The sequence below is a fragment of the Chroococcidiopsis sp. SAG 2025 genome (genome assembly GCF_032860985.1).
Classification (GTDB): Bacteria; Cyanobacteriota; Cyanobacteriia; order Cyanobacteriales; family Chroococcidiopsidaceae; genus Chroococcidiopsis.
On the sequence record NZ_JAOCNC010000001.1, the window covers coordinates 2,429,388 to 2,450,295 of the forward strand.

At 46.7% G+C, this 20,908-nt stretch carries 16 protein-coding genes; 10 read left to right on the forward strand and 6 right to left on the reverse strand.

Annotation, left to right across the window (positions count from 1 at the left end; genetic code table 11):
• Positions 1 to 95: 95 nt before the first annotated feature.
• Positions 96 to 3,299: an efflux RND transporter permease subunit gene (locus N4J56_RS11775; RefSeq protein WP_410500481.1), complete on the forward strand. Its 3,204-nt coding sequence runs from the start codon at positions 96 to 98 to the stop codon at positions 3,297 to 3,299.
• A 133-nt stretch (positions 3,300 to 3,432) separates the two neighbouring features.
• On the opposite strand, the gene N4J56_RS11780 is transcribed toward N4J56_RS11775, so the two are convergent.
• From N4J56_RS11780 to N4J56_RS11790, 3 genes are all read right to left on the reverse strand, one after another.
• A complete protein-coding gene (locus N4J56_RS11780) occupies positions 3,433 to 3,705 on the reverse strand; it encodes a hypothetical protein (RefSeq protein WP_410500482.1) in 273 nt (90 codons plus the stop codon).
• On the reverse strand, positions 3,701 to 3,859 hold the full coding sequence (locus tag N4J56_RS11785) for a hypothetical protein (protein WP_317106620.1): 159 nt from the start codon (positions 3,857 to 3,859) through the stop codon (positions 3,701 to 3,703). The genes N4J56_RS11780 and N4J56_RS11785 overlap by 5 nt, the downstream gene beginning before the upstream one ends.
• A gap of 153 nt (positions 3,860 to 4,012) precedes the next feature.
• Entirely contained in the window at positions 4,013 to 5,344 is a 1,332-nt protein-coding gene (locus N4J56_RS11790; RefSeq protein WP_317106621.1) for an aspartate aminotransferase family protein, read from the reverse strand.
• Positions 5,345 to 5,493: 149 nt separating this feature from the next.
• Here N4J56_RS11790 and recR point away from each other — a divergent pair, with 149 nt between their 5' ends.
• Positions 5,494 to 6,093 carry a recombination mediator RecR gene (recR, locus tag N4J56_RS11795; protein WP_250017140.1) on the forward strand — a complete coding sequence of 200 codons (600 nt, stop codon included), beginning with the start codon at positions 5,494 to 5,496 and terminating at the stop codon, positions 6,091 to 6,093.
• 193 nt (positions 6,094 to 6,286) lie between these two features.
• On the opposite strand, the gene N4J56_RS11800 is transcribed toward recR, so the two are convergent.
• Together N4J56_RS11800 and era are read right to left on the reverse strand one after the other, a co-directional pair.
• A complete protein-coding gene (locus N4J56_RS11800; RefSeq protein WP_317106622.1) occupies positions 6,287 to 7,375 on the reverse strand; it encodes a PstS family phosphate ABC transporter substrate-binding protein in 1,089 nt (362 codons plus the stop codon).
• Between the two features lie 100 nt (positions 7,376 to 7,475).
• On the reverse strand, positions 7,476 to 8,432 hold the full coding sequence (gene era / locus N4J56_RS11805; RefSeq protein WP_317106623.1) for a GTPase Era: 957 nt from the start codon (positions 8,430 to 8,432) through the stop codon (positions 7,476 to 7,478).
• A gap of 299 nt (positions 8,433 to 8,731) precedes the next feature.
• Here era and N4J56_RS11810 point away from each other — a divergent pair, with 299 nt between their 5' ends.
• The 5 genes from N4J56_RS11810 (at position 8,732) to argC (ending at position 13,942) form a co-directional block, all read left to right on the forward strand.
• On the forward strand, positions 8,732 to 9,811 hold the full coding sequence (locus tag N4J56_RS11810; protein WP_317106624.1) for an ATP-dependent 6-phosphofructokinase: 1,080 nt from the start codon (positions 8,732 to 8,734) through the stop codon (positions 9,809 to 9,811).
• Entirely contained in the window at positions 9,798 to 9,989 is a 192-nt protein-coding gene (locus N4J56_RS11815) for a hypothetical protein (protein ID WP_317106625.1), read from the forward strand. The genes N4J56_RS11810 and N4J56_RS11815 overlap by 14 nt, the downstream gene beginning before the upstream one ends.
• Positions 9,990 to 10,271: 282 nt before the next feature.
• On the forward strand, positions 10,272 to 11,300 hold the full coding sequence (locus tag N4J56_RS11820; RefSeq protein WP_317106626.1) for a two-component system response regulator: 1,029 nt from the start codon (positions 10,272 to 10,274) through the stop codon (positions 11,298 to 11,300).
• A 115-nt stretch (positions 11,301 to 11,415) separates the two neighbouring features.
• Positions 11,416 to 12,435, forward strand: a complete 1,020-nt coding sequence (locus tag N4J56_RS11825; RefSeq protein WP_317106627.1) for a hypothetical protein — start codon at positions 11,416 to 11,418, stop codon at positions 12,433 to 12,435.
• A gap of 448 nt (positions 12,436 to 12,883) precedes the next feature.
• A complete protein-coding gene (argC, locus tag N4J56_RS11830) occupies positions 12,884 to 13,942 on the forward strand; it encodes an N-acetyl-gamma-glutamyl-phosphate reductase (RefSeq protein ID WP_317106628.1) in 1,059 nt (352 codons plus the stop codon).
• A 52-nt stretch (positions 13,943 to 13,994) separates the two neighbouring features.
• On the opposite strand, the gene eno is transcribed toward argC, so the two are convergent.
• Positions 13,995 to 15,284, reverse strand: a complete 1,290-nt coding sequence (gene eno, locus N4J56_RS11835; RefSeq protein ID WP_317106629.1) for a phosphopyruvate hydratase — start codon at positions 15,282 to 15,284, stop codon at positions 13,995 to 13,997.
• Between the two features lie 356 nt (positions 15,285 to 15,640).
• Between eno and gloA the strand changes: the two genes are divergently transcribed.
• The 3 genes from gloA to N4J56_RS11850 all read left to right on the forward strand — a co-directional run bounded on the left by gloA (position 15,641) and on the right by N4J56_RS11850 (position 20,907).
• Positions 15,641 to 16,066, forward strand: coding sequence for a lactoylglutathione lyase (gene gloA, locus N4J56_RS11840; RefSeq protein WP_015154803.1), 426 nt, complete (start codon positions 15,641 to 15,643; stop codon positions 16,064 to 16,066).
• Between the two features lie 206 nt (positions 16,067 to 16,272).
• Positions 16,273 to 18,930, forward strand: coding sequence for an ATP-dependent chaperone ClpB (clpB, locus tag N4J56_RS11845; protein WP_317106631.1), 2,658 nt, complete (start codon positions 16,273 to 16,275; stop codon positions 18,928 to 18,930).
• A gap of 552 nt (positions 18,931 to 19,482) precedes the next feature.
• On the forward strand, positions 19,483 to 20,907 hold the full coding sequence (locus N4J56_RS11850) for a hypothetical protein (protein WP_317106632.1): 1,425 nt from the start codon (positions 19,483 to 19,485) through the stop codon (positions 20,905 to 20,907).
• The last annotated feature ends 1 nt before the right edge of the window (position 20,908 follow it).

Sequence of the window (20,908 nt, forward strand, 5' to 3'; positions counted from 1 at the left end):
GTTAATGGTCAATGGTTAATAGCAATCAACCATTAGCTGTTAACTATGAACCACTCCCTACTCCCTACTCCCTACTCCCTACTCCCTACTCCCTCATGTTTGTTGACTTTTTTATCAAGCGACCAGTTTTTACGAGCGTCTGCGCCATCATTATTTTGCTGGTAGGAGCGATTAGCATTCCTACCCTGCCCGCCGCTCAATATCCTGAAATTGCGCCGCCCCAAGTGCAAGTAACCGCTAACTACGTTGGGGCAAGTGCAGAAGTCGTAGAAGATACAGTAACGACAGTACTAGAACGGGAAATCAACGGCGTTGATGGCATGAGATACATCAACTCCAGTAGCGCCAACGATGGTACGAGTACGATTACAGTCACGTTTGAAGCAGGACGGGATCTCGATATTGCTGCTGTAGACGTGCAAAACCGCGTTTCGATCGCCGAACCGCAGTTGCCGCAGGAAGTGCGTCAAGTCGGTGTAACGGTGACAAAGCAGACCAACAACCTGCTGTTGGGCATGGGTATATTCTCGCCTAACAAACAATATGACAACGTTTTCTTGAGCAACTACGTCGATCTTTATATGGTCGATGCCTTGCAACGAGTCAAGGGCGTGAGCGAGGCGCGGATTTTTGGCGAACGTCGCTATGCTATGCGCCTGTGGCTAGATCCCGATAAACTCGCCAGCCGCAATTTAGCAGCACAGGATGTTGTTGATGCCGTCGAAGAACAAAACTTGCAAGTAGGTGCGGGGCAAATCGGTCAGCCGCCTACAGAAGATGGGCAACAATATCAAATTGACTTGCGGGCTGTGGGTAGACTTGTTGACGTGTCTCAGTTTGAGGACATGGTAATCTCGACCGCACCAGACGGAACCCTGATTAAATTGAACGATGTGGGGCGGGTAGAATTGGGGGCGCAAAACTACAGTTCGTTCCTGCGGTATCGGGGTCAAGAGGCGGTAGGGATCGGGATCTTTCCGATTCCAGGTAGCAACGATTTGGAGGTGGCGCGAAATGTTAAAGCCGAAATGGAACGACTATCTCAGCAATTTCCGCCAGGAATGGAATATCAGGTTGCCTATGACACGACCTTATTTGTAGAAGAGTCCCTCAAAGAAGTTATTATTACCCTGCTCATGTCTGTGGCGCTGGTAATTGCGGTGATTTACCTGTTCTTGCAGGACTGGCGCACGACTTTGATTCCGGTTGTGACAATTCCTCTAGCTTTGATCGGCACGTTTGCTTTTGTTAAAGCGTTCAACTTCTCGATTAACTCCTTGACGTTGTTCGGTTTAACCCTTGCTACAGGGATGGTAGTAGATGATGCGATCGTTGTTGTAGAAGATATTTCCCGTTTGATTCAAGATGAGGGAATGCCACCGCGTCAAGCAGCATCAGAGGCGATGCACGAATTGTTTGGGGCAGTGATTGCGACTTCATTGGTACTGATGGCGGTGTTTGTCCCCGTCGCCTTTTTCCCCGGAGCCACAGGACAAATTTATCGGCAATTTGCGCTGACGATCGCCTTCTCAATTACAATTTCTACCTTCTTGGCGCTGACCCTTACGCCTTCGCTGGCAGGCTTGTTGCTGCGACAAAAACCACCTGCACGGGGTCCTATTGCTTGGGTGTTTGGTAAGTTTAACCGCTTCCTTGATTGGACGCGCCACAAGTACGAGCGATCGCTCAATTTTCTGACGCGGATCAAACCGATTGTTTTGGGAATATTTGTCGTCTTCTTAGGACTAACGGCATGGTTGTATCAAATCGTCCCCACCGGATTTTTACCCGATGAAGACCAAGGTTATTTCATTACCCTAATTCAAGGACCCGAAGGAGCTTCGCTGAACTACACCAGCGACGTGATGCGGAAAGTCGAAACTGAATATCTGAAATTACCTGAAGTCAAAGCAACTTTTGCCGTTGGTGGTTTCGGCATTGGTGGTACGGGTAACACCGCTAACAGGGGGGCAATTTTTACTCCGCTCATACCTTGGGGCGAGCGCTCTGGAGCAAATCAATCGGCAGAAGCTCTGATTAATCGGATGCGCGGTGTTGTCTCCCAATTTTCCGAAGCAAGGATTCTACCTGTAAATCCGCCCGCAATTCGCGGTTTGGGTAGCGTCAGCGGTTTCCAATATCAACTGCAAGACCGTCAGGGAAATCTTCCCCTTAACGATCTTGTCGGCGTGATGCAGCAATTGATGCAACGTGGAAATCAAACCCCTGGATTGTCGGCTGTCTTTAGTACTTTTGGGGCAAATGCGCCGCAAATGGAAATTGAAATCGATCGCAACAAAGCCAAAGCCTTACAAGTCGATGTAGACGAAATTTTAAATACCCTGCAAACATACATGGGTTCGCGCTACGTCAACGATTTCAACTTGCAACGACGGACTTATCGGGTGTACGTCCAAGCCGACAAGCAGTTTCGCTCGAATCCAGAGGATATTGGTAAGCTGTACGTGCGATCGAATCAAAGCGATCCAGCCCAACGCCAAATGATTCCGCTGAGCAATTTGGTAAAAGTCACCCCGACTACTGGAGCGCAGTCAATTACCCACTACAACCTCTTCCGCTCGATCGAACTTAACGGTTCTGCGGCTCCTGGCTTTAGTACCGGACAAGCAATGGACGCGATGGCAAAGTTATCAGACGAGATTTTGCCAGCTAGTATGGGTTACGAATGGTCGGGTATTTCTTTAGACGAGACAGAATCGGGTGGTCAAGCACCGATTATCTTTGCTTTAGGTTTGGTCTTCGTATTCCTAGTGCTGGCGGCTCAGTACGAGAATTATGTGGATCCTTTAATCATCATGCTGGCGGTTCCCCTAGCAATTTTCGGAGCGTTGTTAGCTCAGAATATGCGGGGTTTACCGAATGATGTTTACTGTCAAGTTGGTTTGGTAATGTTGATCGGATTGGCAAGTAAAAACTCAATTCTGATTGTAGAATTTGCTAACCAATTGCGCGATCGCGGGCTTTCGATTACCAGAGCTGCGATTCAAGCTGCTCAAGAACGCTTGCGACCAATTTTGATGACAGCTCTTTCGACCTTATTAGGGATTTTCCCCTTAGTCATTGCCGTGGGCGCGGGGGCAAAAAGTCGTCAAGCACTCGGTACGGCAGTATTTGGCGGCATGTTCGTGGCAACGTTCTTGAGTTTGTTTGTCGTGCCAGTACTGTACATTGTTATTAGTAATTTGCGCGATCGCTTCCAATCTCGTCGTCCACCTCAGCCACCCCAGCAGTTGGAACCCAGCGATACAGATGTCAGAGTCGCTTCTGAAAGTCGCTGATATGCATGACACTGGTAGGGGCGCACAGCCGTGCGCCCCTACAGCATATGTATTTTTCCTGATTGAAAACAGCTATAGCTGAAAACGAATCAGATTAAATTTATCTAACCTGGTTGATTTTTTTAATACATTGTTAAACAGCGTTTAAAACGGATAAAGCTCGATCTATGTTGTCATAAGTGTTATAAAAATGTGGCGAAAACCGCAACTTACCCGCTCGATAGGCAACAAATATGTTTTGCTTGTAAAGCTTTTCATAAACTTCACTGTTGCGCTCTGGCTGTTTGTGAGAAACAAAAACTAGTGTAGATCTTGCTGTACCTTCTCGTGGACTCAGCAAATTATATTTTCTCATATCAAGCCCTTCGAGCAGTCTCGTAATAAGTTTATTATCGTAAGCTTCAATAGCGTTCTGTCGTTAAGAGTTGAGGTGTAATTTTCCAAGTAATTGCTTCATAAGCTTCATGAGCCGAAACAAGTGGTAATGCCCCTTGATGAGCGCAGTTCAGCCAGATCGCGTCCTCAAAAGAACCAAAGTCTTGTGAAAAATCTTGCGTCATCGAACTCTGCTAACAAATCTCAAGGTGAGTCTTGTAGTTGCTAGCTAACTTAGCTCATAACACCTACAAGAAACTCCTGCATTAGGTAAATCCCTCATTGACAACTTTTGAAATCATCGCTCGACCAACGACCAACGACCAACAACCAACAACTCATGCTAAGTGCTTTAACACGTCCGTTACCACGCCAAACAATTCATCAATATGCTGCTTCTCAATAATCAACGGTGGCGATAGCGCAATATTATCTCCCGCTGCCCTGACTAATGCTCCTTGTTGATAGCAACGGACAAAAGTTTCATATCCCCTTGCTCCTGGTTTGCCTGGAATTGATTCTAGTTCGATCGCTCCTACCAATCCCAAATTCCGTAAATCGATAACATGGGGTAAACTGCGCAAACTGTGGACGGCATCTTCCCAGTAAGCCGCAATTTCTGATACGCGAGTCAGCAATCCTTCTTTTTTGTATATATCTAACGTAGCCAGAGACGCAGCACAGGCGACGGGATGACCGGAGTAGGTGTAGCCGTGGAAAAATTCAATCCCGTTTTCTATTCCCTCAATAAAGGTTTGGTAGATTTCCTCGCGCACGAATACCGCTCCCATCGGCACAGTCGCGTTGGTAATTCCTTTCGCCACCGTAATTATGTCTGGTATGACTCCAAAATAATCGGCAGCAAATGGCTTACCCAAACGCCCAAAACCCGTAATCACTTCATCAAAAATCAGTAAAATGCCGTGTTTATCGCAAATTTGGCGCAGTTTTTGTAAATAACCAATTGGTGGCAGCAAAACTCCCGTCGATCCTGCAACTGGTTCGACAATCACAGCAGCAACGGTTGAGGCATCGTGTAACGCGACCAATCGCTCTAACTCGTTAGCTAAATGCTCTCCCCATTTAGGTTGTCCGCGAGTAAAGGCGTTATGTTCTAAATTATGGGTGTGGGATAAATGATCGATTCCAGTTACGATGTTGCCGAATAACTTGCGGTTTGCTCCCGTGCCTCCCACCGCCGTACCACCAAAATTTACCCCGTGATAGCCGCGTTCTCTACCAATTAGTCTTTGCCGCGCCCCTTGACCTTTCAGCCGATGATAGGCGATCGCAATTTTCAAAGCTGTATCGACAGATTCCGAACCAGAATTGGTGAAAAAGACGCGATTCAAGTCTCCAGGTAACAGTTCTACTAGCCGTGTTGCCAATTCAAACGGTGCTGGATGTCCCATTTGAAACGTCGGAGCAAAATCCAATTGCATCACCTGTTTTTGTACCGCATCGGCAATTTCTCGGCGACCGTGACCCGCATTGACGCACCATAACCCTGCCGTACCATCAATTATCTGCCGACCATCAGCTGTAGTGTAATACATCCCCTCAGCCGCCACTAACAAACGGGGACTAGCCTTAAACTGACGGTTAGCTGTAAACGGCATCCAAAAGGCATCGAGATCGCTGCTGGGAAGATTAGTAGTTGCTAATTCCATAAATTTAACTGGGGGGCTGAAAGCTCATTTACATCTTAAATCGTGTTGGTAATTGGTAATTGGTAATGGGTCATGAGTTGTTGGTTGCTAGTCGCGACTCCCGACTCCCGACTCCCTGTTAAAATAAAGAAGCGATCGCAGGAGATAAGATCACGGTTTACGCACGTCCTTTGGCTCGTTTGATCGAGCAGTTGCAGCGCTTGCCAGGAGTGGGTCCCAAGACCGCTCAGCGCCTTGCTTTACATATTTTGAAGCGTCCAGAAGCAGAAGTTGAAGCTTTAGCACAGGCTTTGTTAGAAGCAAAAAAGCAAGTAGGTTTGTGCAAGGTTTGCTTTCATCTCTCGGCAGAACCCGTTTGCGAAATCTGCCGTAACTCTAACCGCGACAATAATACAATTTGTGTTGTGGCTGACTCCCGTGACGTGATTGCTTTGGAAAAAACTAGGGAATATCACGGCAAGTATCACGTTTTGGGGGGAGTCATTTCACCGATGGATGGGATCGGACCCGAACAGTTAACAGTTCAATCGCTGGTACAAAGGGTGAGTCAACAACAACCCAAGGAAGTGATTTTAGCAATTGGTCCCAGCGTGGAAGGAGAGACGACAACACTGTATGTCGGTCAACTCCTCAAACCATTCACTAAAGTGACGCGAATTGCCTTTGGTTTACCCGTAGGCGGCGATTTAGAATACGCCGACGAGGTGACGTTAGCAAGAGCTTTGGAAGGAAGGCGAGAACTGGATTAGGAAATTCAAAAGTCAGAAGTCGTAGGGGCGAGTTTAGCCGATAGACTCGTAACCTCATCAGCAAATCTCGGGTCAAAACCCGCCCCGACGGAAATCAGAAGTCGTAGGGGCGGGTTTAGCCGATAGACTCGTAACCTCATCAGCAAATCTCGGGTCAAAACCCGCCCGTACCCAATTCGCAATTAAAAATTTATTAGTTAGCTGGTTTATTTTGCGCAGTAGAGGCTGCTGCTTGTACGAAACCAGCTTCTCTGAGAGCTTGTTGTCCTTGGTCAGAAAGTAGGAGTTTGGTGTAAGCTTCTCCTGCTTGTTGTGCCTTACCTCCATCTTGCTTGACGATCGCGTATAAATTACGAGTTAGGGGATAGCTGCCATCAGCAAAAGCTGCTAAGTTTGGTTGATGACGCTGATTAGGGCAAGGCTGGGATAGCGGTTCGCGATAGGGAGCGACGAAGCGATCGCTATTCTCTCCCAAGGGAATTGGTTTGACCCCGCATTGATGCACGACCGCACGAGCAGAAGCATAATAGATTGCACCTGGAGTCTGGTTAACTAGACGCAAGGCAGCTGTTGTAGAGTTGGCAGAGCGCACGTTCGTCCCAAAAGTTTGCTCTGACGTAGAAAAGATCGCGGCGGGACTACCATCTTGAGGATGACGAGTGTATGGAACAATTGGCAAGTTTTTCCCACCTAACTGACTCCAGTTGGTAATTTTGCCTTGATAAATTTGCTGCAACTGCTCTACGGTTAAACCAGAGATTTGCAAAGAGGGATGAACGACGGCGGCGACCCCATCCACCGCAATTGGAATTTCTGCCAGGGTCAATCCTTGCTTTTGTGCCAGTGCTTTTTCTGCTGCTGTTAGCGGACGAGAGGAGTGAGCAAAATCTAATTTCCCGTCGAGCAGCATCCGTATCCCTACACTAGAACTCAAATTACCATTAGGCGGCTGGATATAGCGCAATTGAAGTTCTGGGCGTGCTTGCTGAATCTGAGCGTCAACGACTTGACGGATTGGTATCCATGCAGCACTACCACCATACTTAAACGTACCCGATGGTACGCCTGTTATGCGATCGTAGGTAGAACCATTGGTTGTTGCTACTGGATTTTCTGAAGTTTGATTTGTAGCAGTAGCGCTGCTCCACAATTGAGGTTTTAGCCACCACAACAAACCACCAATAACCAGCAAGGTCAGAACTTTGCCAATAATTAATCCTTTAATTAACAGGACAACATCTTTGTTCTTATTGATTGGAGTTCGATTAGATTTTTCAACCATTTTTTCAGTTATCACGGAGCAGGGAGCAGGGAGCAGGAAGGGACAAGAGAGACAAGAGGGGCAAGGGAGCAACTACCAATTACCCATTACCTATTACCAACTATTCTTCTACTTTGTAACCAAATTCTGATAGTCTGAGCCGAGATTGCCTCCATTTTGGTTGTACTTTTACAAATAGTTCTAAATAAACTTTCCCTGCGATTAGCTTTTGAATTTGTTCGCGAGCAGCGCTACCGATCGCTTTGAGCATTGCTCCTCCCTTACCGATCAGAATTCCTTTTTGAGAATCTCGCTCGATATGAATAGTCGCAAATACACGGGTAATATTAGGAGCCTCCTCTACTTTGTCAATGGTAATTGCCACTGAGTGAGGAACTTCATCCCGTGTTAGCAATAAAATTTGTTCGCGAATTAATTCTCCCATGATAAAACGTTCTGGCTGGTCTGTAACTAAGTCGGGAGGATAATAATAAGGACCAGGCTCCAAACATTCCACAATTGCCTGTTGCAATGCTTCTAATCCCTCACCATTGAGAGCCGAAAATTTTAGCATCTGCCATTGGTAAGATTTAGCTATTTCTTGGTAAGAACGATCCAAATCTTCAATGTTGGTCGATCGCTGGTCGATTTTGTTCAGCCCCAGAATTACAGGAGTTTGCGTCTGAGTTAGCAACTCGATAATAAAGCGATCGCCTCCCCCAGCAACTTGAGAACCATCTACCACAAACAACACTACATCGACAGAATCAATGGCAATCTGAGCATTCTTGACTAACACTTCTCCCAACTGATGATGGGGTTTATGAATTCCTGGCGTATCGACAAAAATAAATTGAGCGGCGGGTGTGGTCAAAATTCCTCGCAAGCGGTTGCGCGTTGTCTGCGCGACTGGAGAAGTAATGGCAATTTTTTGCCCCACAAGTTGATTCATCAACGTCGATTTACCAACATTAGGACGACCGATAATCCCAATAAAGCCTGATTTATAACCAGGCGGGGCTTGGGGAATAGTTAATGCATCCGAAAAATCAAAAGAATCGTTATCTGAAGTAATCACTGCGTAGAACTAGCTGAATATTGCAAAAAATAAAGAAATCTAAAATCAAATTGTAATTAAGATCGATGCTACCTGTTTCAGTCTAATGTACTGCTTTGGTAGAGTGGTGCGTGCTGTGGGCGTGCGGGGTGTGGGGTATAGGGTGCGGGATGTGGGGTGTGGTGCGTAGTGAGTCAATTCTCTCCCTCAGCTGGGCGACTCTCCCTCAGCTGGGCAACTCTCTCTTTCCCCTGCTCCCTGCTCTCTGCTCCCTGCTCCCTTGCTTCACTGACAACTGACAACTGACAACTGATAACTGAATGAAACGAATTGGAATTTTAACCAGTGGTGGAGATTGTGCGGGTTTGAATGCCGCGATTCGTGCCGTAGTGCATCGCGCTGTCGGTACTTATGGCTGGGAGGTATTTGGAATTCGACAAGCCACTTTAGGATTGATGGCTCAACCACCACAAGCGATCGCCTTGGAAATTGATAAAGTTGATGGATTGCTCGTAGCTGGTGGGACAATTTTAGGAACGACCAATAAAGGCGATCCTTTTGCTTTTCCGATGCCAGACGGGACTATCCGCGATCGCTCGGAAGACATTATCGCAGGCTACTACCAATTAGGCTTGGATGCCATGATTGGCATTGGTGGCGACGGTAGTATGGCGATTTTACGTCGCCTTGCCCAACAAGGAAATCTCAACCTGGTGGCAATTCCTAAAACAATTGACAATGATGTCGGCGTAACCGAACTTTCAATCGGTTTTGATACTGCCGTAAGTATCGCCACTGAAGCTTTAGATCGGTTGCATTTTACGGCTGCCAGTCATTCCCGGGTGATGATTTTAGAAGTCATGGGACGCGATGCGGGACATATCGCCATCAGTGCGGGGATTGCTGGTGGTGCTGATGTGATTTTAGTCCCAGAAATTCCTTATACTGTCGAGCGCGTCTGTTACACGATTAAAGAAAGACAAGAACAGGGGAAAAATTATTCTCTCGTCGTCGTATCGGAAGCGGTGCGGACGGAAACAGGTGTATGCGTCATGTCCACCGATCGCTTGGGACAATGTCGCTATGGTGGCATCGGTCAATATTTAGCTGACGAAATTTGCACTCGGATAGGAGCAGAAACGCGAGTCACAGTACTAGGACACGTTCAACGAGGTGGTACGCCGTCGCCACTAGAACGGGTAATTGCCTCTGCTTTTGGTGTTGCGGCTGTCGACTTGATCGCCGAAGCACAGTACGACCGAATGGTAACGTGGCAAAAACGTCAAGTTGTCAGCGTTCCCATTCCCGAGGCGATCGCCCAATACCGCGCAGTCAATCCTCACGGTACACTGGTCAAAACTGCCCGTGGTTTGGGTATTTGTTTAGGTGATGAGCATTGAGTCGGGAGCAGGGAGTCGGGAGTCGGGAGCAGGGGAGCAGGGAGTCGGGAGTAGGGGAGCTTCAGGAGCAACAACCATCAACCGTCAACTGTCTCCTGACTTGCGAATGCGCGACTGTAAACGGTTCAAAAACTGGTATCTACTGAGTCTTTTCTCACCTACCATTTTAGAATGGTAAGAATTAGTAGTTGAGAAAAGTGCTGTATGTTGTGAAAGCAAAATGTGAAAGCAGAAGTTGCGAACGCGGAGGTAGAATTAGTCGTATGTGGCTAGTGCCTCAAAGATAAAGTTGAGTTAATTTATTAAAACTTTTCCGGTAAAATCCAGGTATTTTTTGACAAAATGACACAATCTCACTGATAAGTCTGTGACTTTTGGCGAATTATTCCGTCCAGCTTGCTGTCCTTCCAACAGACTTCACACAGACTTCAGATTGTAGATAATAATACAGGTATATTGAGTGAACAGCTTCGATCTAGCTCCGCCTAAAATCCTGGTAGTTGACGACCATCCAGCTAGTCGTATGACGGCTGTAGCTATTCTCTCGGTAGAGGGGTACGAAGTTTTAGAGGCAGATAGTGGCTCGTCAGCGCTAGCGTCCGTCAGTCAAGGTCAACCGGATCTCATCCTACTGGATGTCATGATGCCAGAAATGGATGGATTTGAAGTTTGTTGCCAACTGAAGCAGGACGAACAGACAAGGCTGATTCCAGTCATTTTCATCACAGCTTTAAACGATAGACAAGCTAGAATTCGTGGGATTGAAGCTGGGGGGGATGATTTTTTAAGCAAACCTTTCGATCGCCTGGAATTAGCTGCCCGCGTCAAATCCTTGGTGCGTCAAAAGCGTTTGAATGAAGATTTAGATCATGCTTCGCAGGTGTTATTTTCCATTGCTAGAGCAGTGGAAAGCCGCGATCCCAATACTGGCGATCACTGCGAACGCTTGGTAAACTTGAGCGATGCTTTCGGTGGCTATCTCAATCTGTCCCGCGCTCAGAGACGAGATTTGATGTGGGGTAGTTATTTACACGATATTGGTAAAGTTGGCATTCCCGATGCCGTGCTGCTGAAGACTGGAAAACTAACTTCCAAAGAGTGGGAAGTGATGCGACAGCACGTTTTGATTGGTGAGAGAATCTGTCAACCCCTGCGGACGATGCGAGGAGTGATTCCGATTGTTTTGCACCATCACGAGCGTTGGGATGGCTCTGGTTATCCCTATCAGCTGGTTGGAGACCAAATTCCTTATCTCGCTCAAGTATTTCAAATTATTGATATTTATGATGCTCTGACTAGCGATCGCCCATACAAACGAGCGCTGTCTCAGGAAGAAGCATTAAAAGTTTTGGTTACAGAAACTAATCGAGGATGGCGCAGTCCCGAACTCGTACAACAGTTCATCAACTTTATTAACTCAACTGCCATCCCAGCAACCTCTCTGGAGGGACTGGGGGTTAGGATCGAGGGATTAAGGGCTAGAGGCTAGACTTTTTTTGCAGAAAAAGAAGGATTTTTCCCTCAGCCTTTTTCAATCCTCATGCTTCAAAAAGAGTTCTGCCCTACAGCCCCTTCAGCTCTCACGATCGCCCCTAGTCCCTTCCATGACACTGCAAATTTCCTGTCCGGCTTGTCGTCATTCTGTTTATTTTCCCAACTTTGAAGAATGCGATGAAGACTTTCTCGAAAGTATATGTCCCAGGTGTGACTATAGATATGCTTTAGTACGCAGCGAAGTTGCTAGCTTTAATTCATACCTAGAATCATGGTATCGCAGTAAATATAACAAGCAACCAGAATACAGACGCATTTATCAATTGCGGTTATATGATGTAGGTACTCCAGACAAAAATAATAAGCTTCAAGCACTAGACTTTTCCACTTTAGGACGAGAGGAAAAGATATCAGCTGTAGCTGGAGACAAATTACTTTTGCTTTATCTGATGCAAGGGAAGGTCTTAAAAGATTTGTTGTGGTTAGAAAATTCGAGTACGGGCGAAAGTTACCTTTTAAGAAAACCAGGGACACGAGCAAAATCTTTAGCCTTTAATATCAGTAAGTTTGCTCTAGCCATTACCGTACCGTTATGCATTCTAAATCCTACAACCAATAGACTGCTATTGGCTGCGGCTGCACCTACAGCAGCGGGAATAGGAACCTACGTAACTATGCGCCAAAGACTCAAAGAACGCGATCGCCAAGAGTTAGGTAGGCTCACCTCCGAGCAGCAATTGCTATTGCAAAAATATGAAATGGAGCAACAGACTCTCAAGTTACAGCAAGAGTTAAATGCTAATAAAAAGCTGATTCGGCGGTTAAAGAATTTACAACAAAAAATGTTAAGTGCGCAACAAGAGTTATACGGTCGTCAAATTGAAATTACGAGCAAAGGCATCAATAAGATCGCGCAACAAATTAAATTAGCAGAAGAATTGTTAGATGGGTATTATCAAATTATTAGAATGATTTCTATAGAATACGAAACCTCACGTATTGCTCAAGTACTACCAGAAAATGTGAGTGAGAAGATTCTCAGGCAATTAGACGAATTAAAAGCAATTGAATTAAAAAAGCAAGCAATGGCTGCGCAAGTCGATCCGCAAAAACTGCTACAGGAAATTTGAAAGGGAGCAGGGAGTAGGGAGCAGGGGAGAAGGGAACAGAGTAGAGAGCTGAGGGAGAGATCGGGAGCTGAGGGAGGAAGAGAGCTGGGGGAGCTGAGGGAGAGAATTGACTTACCACGCAGCAGACCCCACACCCCACACCCCACACCCCGCATCCTTTCTTCACTGGTCACTGGTCACTGGTCACTGGTCACTGTCACCCTACACCCTTTCTTGCACCACGACGCGATTATATTGGCATAACTGATAACTCACCCCACGGCTCACGTCAAGATTTGAAAAAATTGTTGCAACGAGATTTCCCTTTTAGTACTACAATGCAGCGAAAGTTAATTTTTTTCCTAGTTTACAAATCCATTTCAGAGGCTACGAGCAGTTGGCGATCGCCAATTGTCAAAGCCCGATCGCAATCGAGTCATAAAAATGTATTTCATCAGGATTGATTGTCATGGGTAAAGAAGGGCGCGTATCGGTAGGAATTGTTGGCGCGTCAGGCTATGGCGGGGTGCAATTAGTCAGGTTGTTAATGGATCATCCTGAAGTAGAACTCGTCTACTTGGGTGGCGATAGCAGTGCTGGCAAATCGTTTGCTGATATATATCCCCACCTAGCTCATCGGGTAGCGCAGCCAATCGAATCTGTCGATTCAGAAGCGATCGCAGCAAGGTGTGAGGTAGTCTTTCTCTCACTCCCCAATGGTTTTGCTTGCGATATGGCTCCTCAGCTGGTCGATAAAGGTTGTAAAGTTCTCGATTTATCTGCCGACTATAGATTTAGCGATTTAGAAACTTATCAAATCTGGTACGGCAAACAGCGGCAAGACATAGCTGTGGCAACAAAAGCAGTTTATGGCTTACCAGAACTGTATCGCGATCGCATTGCCGAAAGCCAACTGATCGGTTGTCCTGGTTGTTATCCCACCGCTAGCCTACTAGCACTTGCACCCCTACTAAAACAAGGCTTGATCGTTCCTGAAACTGCGATCGTCGATGCAAAATCTGGCACGTCTGGGGGTGGTAGACAGGCAAAAACTGGACTGTTGCTTGCAGAAGCAGATAACTCCTTTGCTGCTTATGGCGTTGCCCGTCACCGTCATACGCCAGAAATCGAGCAGGTTTGCAGCGATTTGGCTGGACATCAAGTCTTAGTGCAATTTACTCCTCACTTAGTCCCGATGGTACGCGGTATCCTCGCCACCGTCTACGCCACTCTGCGCGATCCTGGGTTAGTCAGAGAAGATTTAATTACCATCTACAGAGCTTTTTATCGCAATTGTCCTTGGGTAACAATTTGCGACAGTGGCATCTATCCCCAAACTAAGTGGGCGTGCGGCAGCAATCTCTGCTACATCGGCATCGAAACCGATCCCCGTACCGGTAGAGTCATCGTCTTGTCAGCGATCGATAACTTGATCAAAGGACAAGCCGGACAAGCAATTCAATGCCTCAACATCATGATGGGTTGGGACGAGAGTTTGGGATTACCTAAGTTAGGGTTTTATCCTTAATTCTTGGTTGACGTTGACAGTTGACGGTTACCTGTCAACCGTCAACCAATATCTACTTTGGTCCCATCTTCACAGTTCCAGCATAAACAGCGCGATCGCCAAGTTCGTCTTCAATACGCAATAGGCGGTTATATTTTGCTACCCGTTCGCTACGACAGAGAGAACCGGTCTTGATCTGACCTGCACGAGTTGCTACAGCTAAGTCAGCGATCGTCGTGTCTTCTGTTTCTCCCGAACGATGGCTGATAATCGAGCGAAAACCGTTACGGGTAGCTAGATCGATGGTTTCTAAAGTTTCTGTCAGCGAACCAATTTGATTCAGCTTGATCAAGATGGCATTTCCTGCCCTGGTTTCGATTCCTTTTTGTAGGCGGGTGGCATTAGTCACAAATAGATCGTCTCCGACAAGTTGAACGCGATCGCCAATTTTTTCAGTTAACAGCTGCCAGTGCTGCCAATCTTCCTCATGCAACCCATCTTCAATCGAGACAATGGGGTATTCACCGACTAGTTTAGCCAAATACTCGATAAACTCTGTAGGTGCATGAGCTGCACCGTCATAGACATACTGCCCGTCTTTATAAAACTCGCTGGCAGCCACGTCTAAGGCTAATGCGACTTCCTCCCCAGGTTTATATCCAGCTTTGGCGATCGCGCTCATTAGTATTTCTAGAGCTACCTGATTCGACTCCAAATTAGGCGCAAAACCGCCTTCATCTCCCACACCAGTGAGCAATCCTTTGTCGTCCAATACCTTACTCAAAGCGGCAAAAACTTCCGCCCCCCAACGTAGTGCCTCTCGAAACGAAGACGCACCAATCGGAACGATCATGAATTCTTGAAAATCGATATTATTTGCTGCGTGAGCGCCACCATTGATCACGTTCATCAACGGTACGGGTAGCACGTTTGCTAAAGGACCCCCCAGATAGCGATACAAAGGAATTCCAAGTAACTCCGCTCCTGCCTTCGCCGCCGCCAAAGACACCGATAAAATCGCATTTGCTCCCAGGTTGGCTTTATTTGGAGAGCCATCTAGAGCAATCATGGCGCGATCGAGGGCTTCTTGATTCAAGACATCCATTTGAGATAGTTGTGGGGCGATCGTCAAATTGACATTTTCCACAGCCTTGAGTACCCCTTTGCCCCCATAACGGCTCTTGTCATCATCTCGAAGTTCGTGCGCCTCAAAAGTGCCTGTAGAAGCCCCACTGGGAACTTGGGCGAGTCCCACCACTCCCCCAATTAAATGTACTTCCGCCTCAACAGTAGGGCGACCTCGCGAATCGAGAATTTCTCTAGCAATAATGTTGTCTATAGCGCTGTCTATTGTATCGATCATGCTGCGTAGCTCCTTTTTCAGTTATCAGTTATTAGTTGTCAGGGAGCAGGGAGCAGGGGGAATACACTACTGACTACTCACTACTCACTTCATTTGAGTCAGGATAGGAATTTTACAGGCTGATGGGTACGATGTTAAGGATCATTCAACACGAAATTGGTTTTCTGTTGATTATCATTTGTCATTTGTCTTTATTCCCCCTTGTCTTCCTTGTCCCCTTTTTCCCCCAACTCCCACTCTCCGACTCCCGACTCCCGACTCCCGACTCCCAACTCCCGACTCCCAACTCCCGACTCCCAACTCCCGACTCCCCATTCCCTAGAATAGAGATCGATGCTGAAATTTGGAGTCACTTAATGCGATTACTACACACAATGCTTCGCGTCGGTAACTTGGAAGCATCTCTCAAGTTTTACTGCGAACTTTTGGGCATGAAGTTGCTGCGCCAGAAAGACTATCCAGGTGGTAAGTTTACCCTGGCTTTTGTAGGCTATGGTGACGAGGCAGACCACACCGTTCTCGAACTCACCCACAATTGGGACACGGAAAAGTACAACTTAGGTGATGCTTACGGTCATATCGCGATCGGCGTTGATGACATTTACGGCACTTGTGAAGAAATTAAAGCCCGTGGGGGTAAAGTAGTACGAGAACCGGGACCGATGAAGCATGGTTCTACAGTTATTGCTTTTGTTGAAGACCCCGACGGCTACAAAGTAGAGTTGATCCAACTCAGTTCTAGAGAATCTGCTACTCCCCAGAAGGAGTTAGTGTCACAGTAGGTTGATTCAAAACTCAAAATTGTGACAAGGAGGACAAGGGAGACAAGGGAGCAGAGGAGAAAAACATTCCAACTCCCACTCTCCCACTCCCGACTCCCAAAATAGGATAGGCTAATAGCGATCGCAATACTAGCACCAGATGGTATTTTCTTTTTAATCTAAGTAGTCAGTCGCAAATCTAAAATCGCAAATCTAAAATCGTCAAAATGCAGCCCACCGACCCTAACAAGTTCACCGAAGAAGCCTGGGAAGCGATCGTCAATTCTCAGGATTTGATGGTTCAACGTTTTCAGCAACAACAACTGGAGGTCGAACACCTCGCGATCGCATTTTTAGAACAACCAAAAGGGCTAGCTAATCGGATTCTGACTAAAGCTGGTGTCGATCCCGCAGCAATAGCACAGCAGCTTGAAGCTTTTGCCAAGCGACAGCCGAAAGTGGGTAAAAGCAGTCAGCTTTATTTGGGTCGAAATTTGGATCTGATGCTCGACCGGACAGATGCGATTAGAACGAACTGGCAAGACCAACACGTTTCAGTCGAACACCTGCTGATAGCATTTGGGGAGGACGAACGGATCGGGCGTAGGGTGTGTAAAGGCTTCAATCTCGATACGGCAAAGCTAGAAGCGGCAATTAAGGCGATTCGTGGCAATCAAAAGGTCATAGACCGAACTCCCGAAGCACGCTACGAAGCTTTAGAAAAATTTGGGCGCGACCTGACGGAACAGGCAAAAGTTGGCAAGCTCGATCCCGTCATTGGTAGAGACGATGAGGTGCGGCGCGTGATTCAGGTATTGTCTCGCCGCACGAAGAATAATCCTGTTTTGATTGGCGAACCTGGTGTGGGGAAAACTGCGATCGCGGAAGGGTTGGCGCAAAGAATTATCAAAGGCGATGTCCCTGAATCCCTCAAGAACAGGCAGCTCATTACTCTCGACATGGGTAGCTTGATCGCTGGGGCAAAATATCGCGGTGAATTTGAAGACCGTTTGCGTGCTGTATTACGGGAAGTTACCGAATCAAACGGACAAATCGTCTTATTTATTGACGAATTACACACCGTTGTCGGTGCGGGTGGCACGACTCAAGGCGCAATGGACGCGGGAAACTTACTCAAACCAATGCTGGCACGAGGAGAGTTACGCTGTATTGGCGCGACGACTTTAGATGAGTACCGCAAGTATATTGAAAAAGACGCAGCCTTAGAACGCCGCTTCCAACAAGTCTTTGTCGATCAACCCTCGGTAGAAACGACAATTTCGATTCTCCGAGGCTTGAAAGAACGCTACGAAGCGCATCACAGCGTCAAAATTACTGATTCTGCTTTGGTTGCAGCAGCGACTCTGTCTCACCGCTACATCACCGATCGCTTTTTACCCGATAAGGCGATCGATCTCGTCGATGAAGCTGCTGCCCAATTGAAAATGGAGATCACTTCTAAGCCGACAGAACTAGAAATCATCGATCGCCGTTTAATGCAGCTAGAGATGGAAAAACTCTCGATCGCAGGTGAAGACCAACGCGCCGCCATTACCAAAGAACGCTTGGAACGGATCGAGCAAGAAATTTCTACATTAACGCAAAAACAACAGGAATTAAACTCTCAGTGGCAGGGTGAAAAACAGATCCTCGATGCGATCGGTGCTTTGAAAAAAGAAGAAGAATCTTTGCGGGTACAGATCGAACAGGCAGAACGCGCCTACGATCTCAACACGGCAGCACGGCTGAAATACGGGCAACTAGAAGGAGTACAGCGCGATCGCGAAGCGAAAGAAACTCTACTAATAGAAATTCAAAGCCAGGGTTCTACACTGTTGCGAGAAGAAGTCTCCGAAGCTGATATTGCCGAGATCGTTGCTAAGTGGACGGGTATTCCAATCAATCGCCTGTTAGAGTCAGAACGCCAGAAATTACTCCAACTCGAAAGCCACCTCCACGCTAGGGTAGTCGGTCAATCTGAGGCTGTATCGGCTGTAGCAGCAGCTATTCGCCGCGCTCGGGCAGGGATGAAAGATCCCGGTCGTCCCATCGGTTCTTTCTTGTTCATGGGTCCGACAGGAGTAGGTAAAACAGAATTAGCGCGAGCATTGGCACAGTTTTTATTTGATGCCGACGATGCTTTAGTCCGCTTGGACATGTCCGAATACATGGAAAAACATTCGGTTTCCCGCCTAGTGGGTGCGCCTCCTGGTTACGTTGGTTACGAAGAAGGAGGGCAACTCTCAGAAGCGATCCGTCGTCGTCCCTATTCTGTGGTGTTGCTAGATGAGGTGGAAAAAGCCCACCCAGATGTATTTAATATTCTGCTTCAAGTGTTGGATGACGGACGAATTACGGATTCTCAGGGTAGAGTCATTGACTGCCGCAACACGGTGATCGTCATGACGAGTAATATCGGTAGCGATCGCATTCTCGATTTATCTGGAGATGATACCGACTACGAACAGGTACAACGGCAAGTTTTAGAGGCACTGCGATCGCACTTCCGCCCCGAATTTCTCAACCGCGTCGATGACCTGATTATTTTCCACCCCCTCGATCGCAGCCAGTTACGGCAAATCGTCAGTATTCAGCTCAAACGAGTCCAAAGACTGCTCGACGAGCAAAAAATTGGCATCGTGCTATCGTCAGCAGCTCAAGATTACTTGGTAGATATCGGCTATGACCCCGTATATGGTGCTCGTCCCCTCAAACGAGCCATCCAGCGCTACCTAGAAAATCCTCTGGCAACTAAATTATTAGAGGGGACTTTTACCGAAGGCGACACTATTCAAGTCGATTGTCAGGATGGCGCTCTTTCTTTCCAGCGTCAACGCTCAGTTGTCACCTATTCGCCAGCTCTTTCTAAGCCTGATACAAATTAAGTCATAAACAACACTTAAATTTTCTCGTCGTTTTTCTTTAGCAATTTAGTGGCGATCGCCTCAGTAAATGCTTTTCAAATCGGGCATTCAATAAAAATTTGCTAATTGAGAGCGACTTTTTTATGGCAATCTATGTTGTCAAATATACTCCGTATCGCTTGACCTTTCACAGGAGAGATCTATACTCCTGTCCTCCTAACCCGCTTCAACTAGGATAAAGAAACTACTAAATCCAGGGAAAATTTAGGTGATTTTCGCGCTTTTAGTCACAAAATCAGATTTCACTGTAAATTAAGATTTGTAACTGCCAGAGAAATTAGGAGTTAGTCTATAATCTGAGGCAACACTTGGCTGGCTGGCAGATCGATTGGAACTATTTAGTATTAGTTCACATTCATACCCAGGACTGAGAAATTATGTTTTTAGAGTAGGTGTAATGAAATACAGGCGAGAGGTTGAGACGGAGTAATTTTTATAGTTAAAGTTTGCGCAGCAGCTAGTTATTTTTGTAAAAAATGTATCAGTTGAAACATCTGCTAGGAGGATTGCTGAATGACTGAATCCGTGACAATTTCTCGCCCGTTTCCCAAGTCAAGACTACAGCAAGTCCATTGGTCTCCCTATTTACTGATTGGTATATTGGCTAATGCTGCCATTTGGTGTTCGGCTTTAGCGTATTTAAAGCTTAAAGCACCAACCTATATGAGTGGATGGGCTGTTAACGTCCCAGGAACTGCTGCTCAAGCTAGAGTATCCCTTCCAGAGATCGGACAGACTTCTTTAGACAGCTCCTCTCCCTACAGCATTAGTACTCAAGATCCCAGACAGAATTATAAATTTCTCGCAGAAAGCGATGCCGTAATTCAGATTGCTGCCACTCAAATGGATATGACTCCTCAAGAGTTTGGCAAACCTAAAGTCAGGATCGGCGACAGTACTAGCATTATCGAATTTCAAATGACAGGAGACAATCCTGAAGAAGCACGGGATAAGTCTTACGCTCTTTACCGAGCAATCCAGGCAAGAGTCAACGAACTCAGAGTCCAAGAATTCATTCAACGCGATGCCAGTTTCCAATCTGCTTTAAGTTCTTCCCAGCGCAAGCTAGAAATGGCTCAAAAGCGGCTTTCCGACTACAAAGCAATCTCTGGCTTGAACTCTAGCGATCAGCTCAAAGCTCTCTCTGACAATATTGAAGCTTTACGCAAACAACGAGCCGAGATTGTCGCTCAACAACAACAATCGAGTTCTCGCTTACAACAACTGGCAGCTAATTTAAACCTTTCGGAACAGGATGCTGCTAATGCCTTCGTGTTGCAAACAGATCAAATATTTCAGCAAAACTTAAAAAACTACAGTGAAACTAGCGCCAATTTGGTGACGCTGAGCGCCAGATTTTTACCCGATCATCCTACGATTGTGGCAGAGCAAAACAAGCGCGACGCAGCAGCTAAAGCAATGCTTGTCCGTAGCGAGTCGTTACTCGGACGACCAGTCAGCCAAGATCTCATTCAACAACTCAACCTTAACACCAGTAACGGTTCGGCGCGAGAAAACCTCTTCCAAGCGCTCGTCGATGCTCAAGCCGAGAATCGCGGCTTGCAATCTCAAGCCAAAGAAACCGAACAGCAAATCTTGCAATTAGAAAACCGCCTCCGTACTTTATCGCAAAAAGAAACGACTTTAGAAGCTCTCAGGCGTGAATTACAGGTATCTGAAGCAGTGTTCTCTTCTACTCTTGCCAACTTAGATATCATTAGGTCAAACGCCTTTGGTTCCTATCCCTTACTACAAATTGTGGCAGAACCGAACTTGCCAAAATCTCCGAGTTCGCCAAAAAGGATGTTTATTTTACTTGGCGCAACTGGCGGTTCTCTATTTGTCAGCGCAGGTATACTCGCATTCTGGCTGCGACAAAGACGGATGACGATGCTAGAACTAGAACGCAAGACCCATCATCGGATTATGGAGGGTTAAG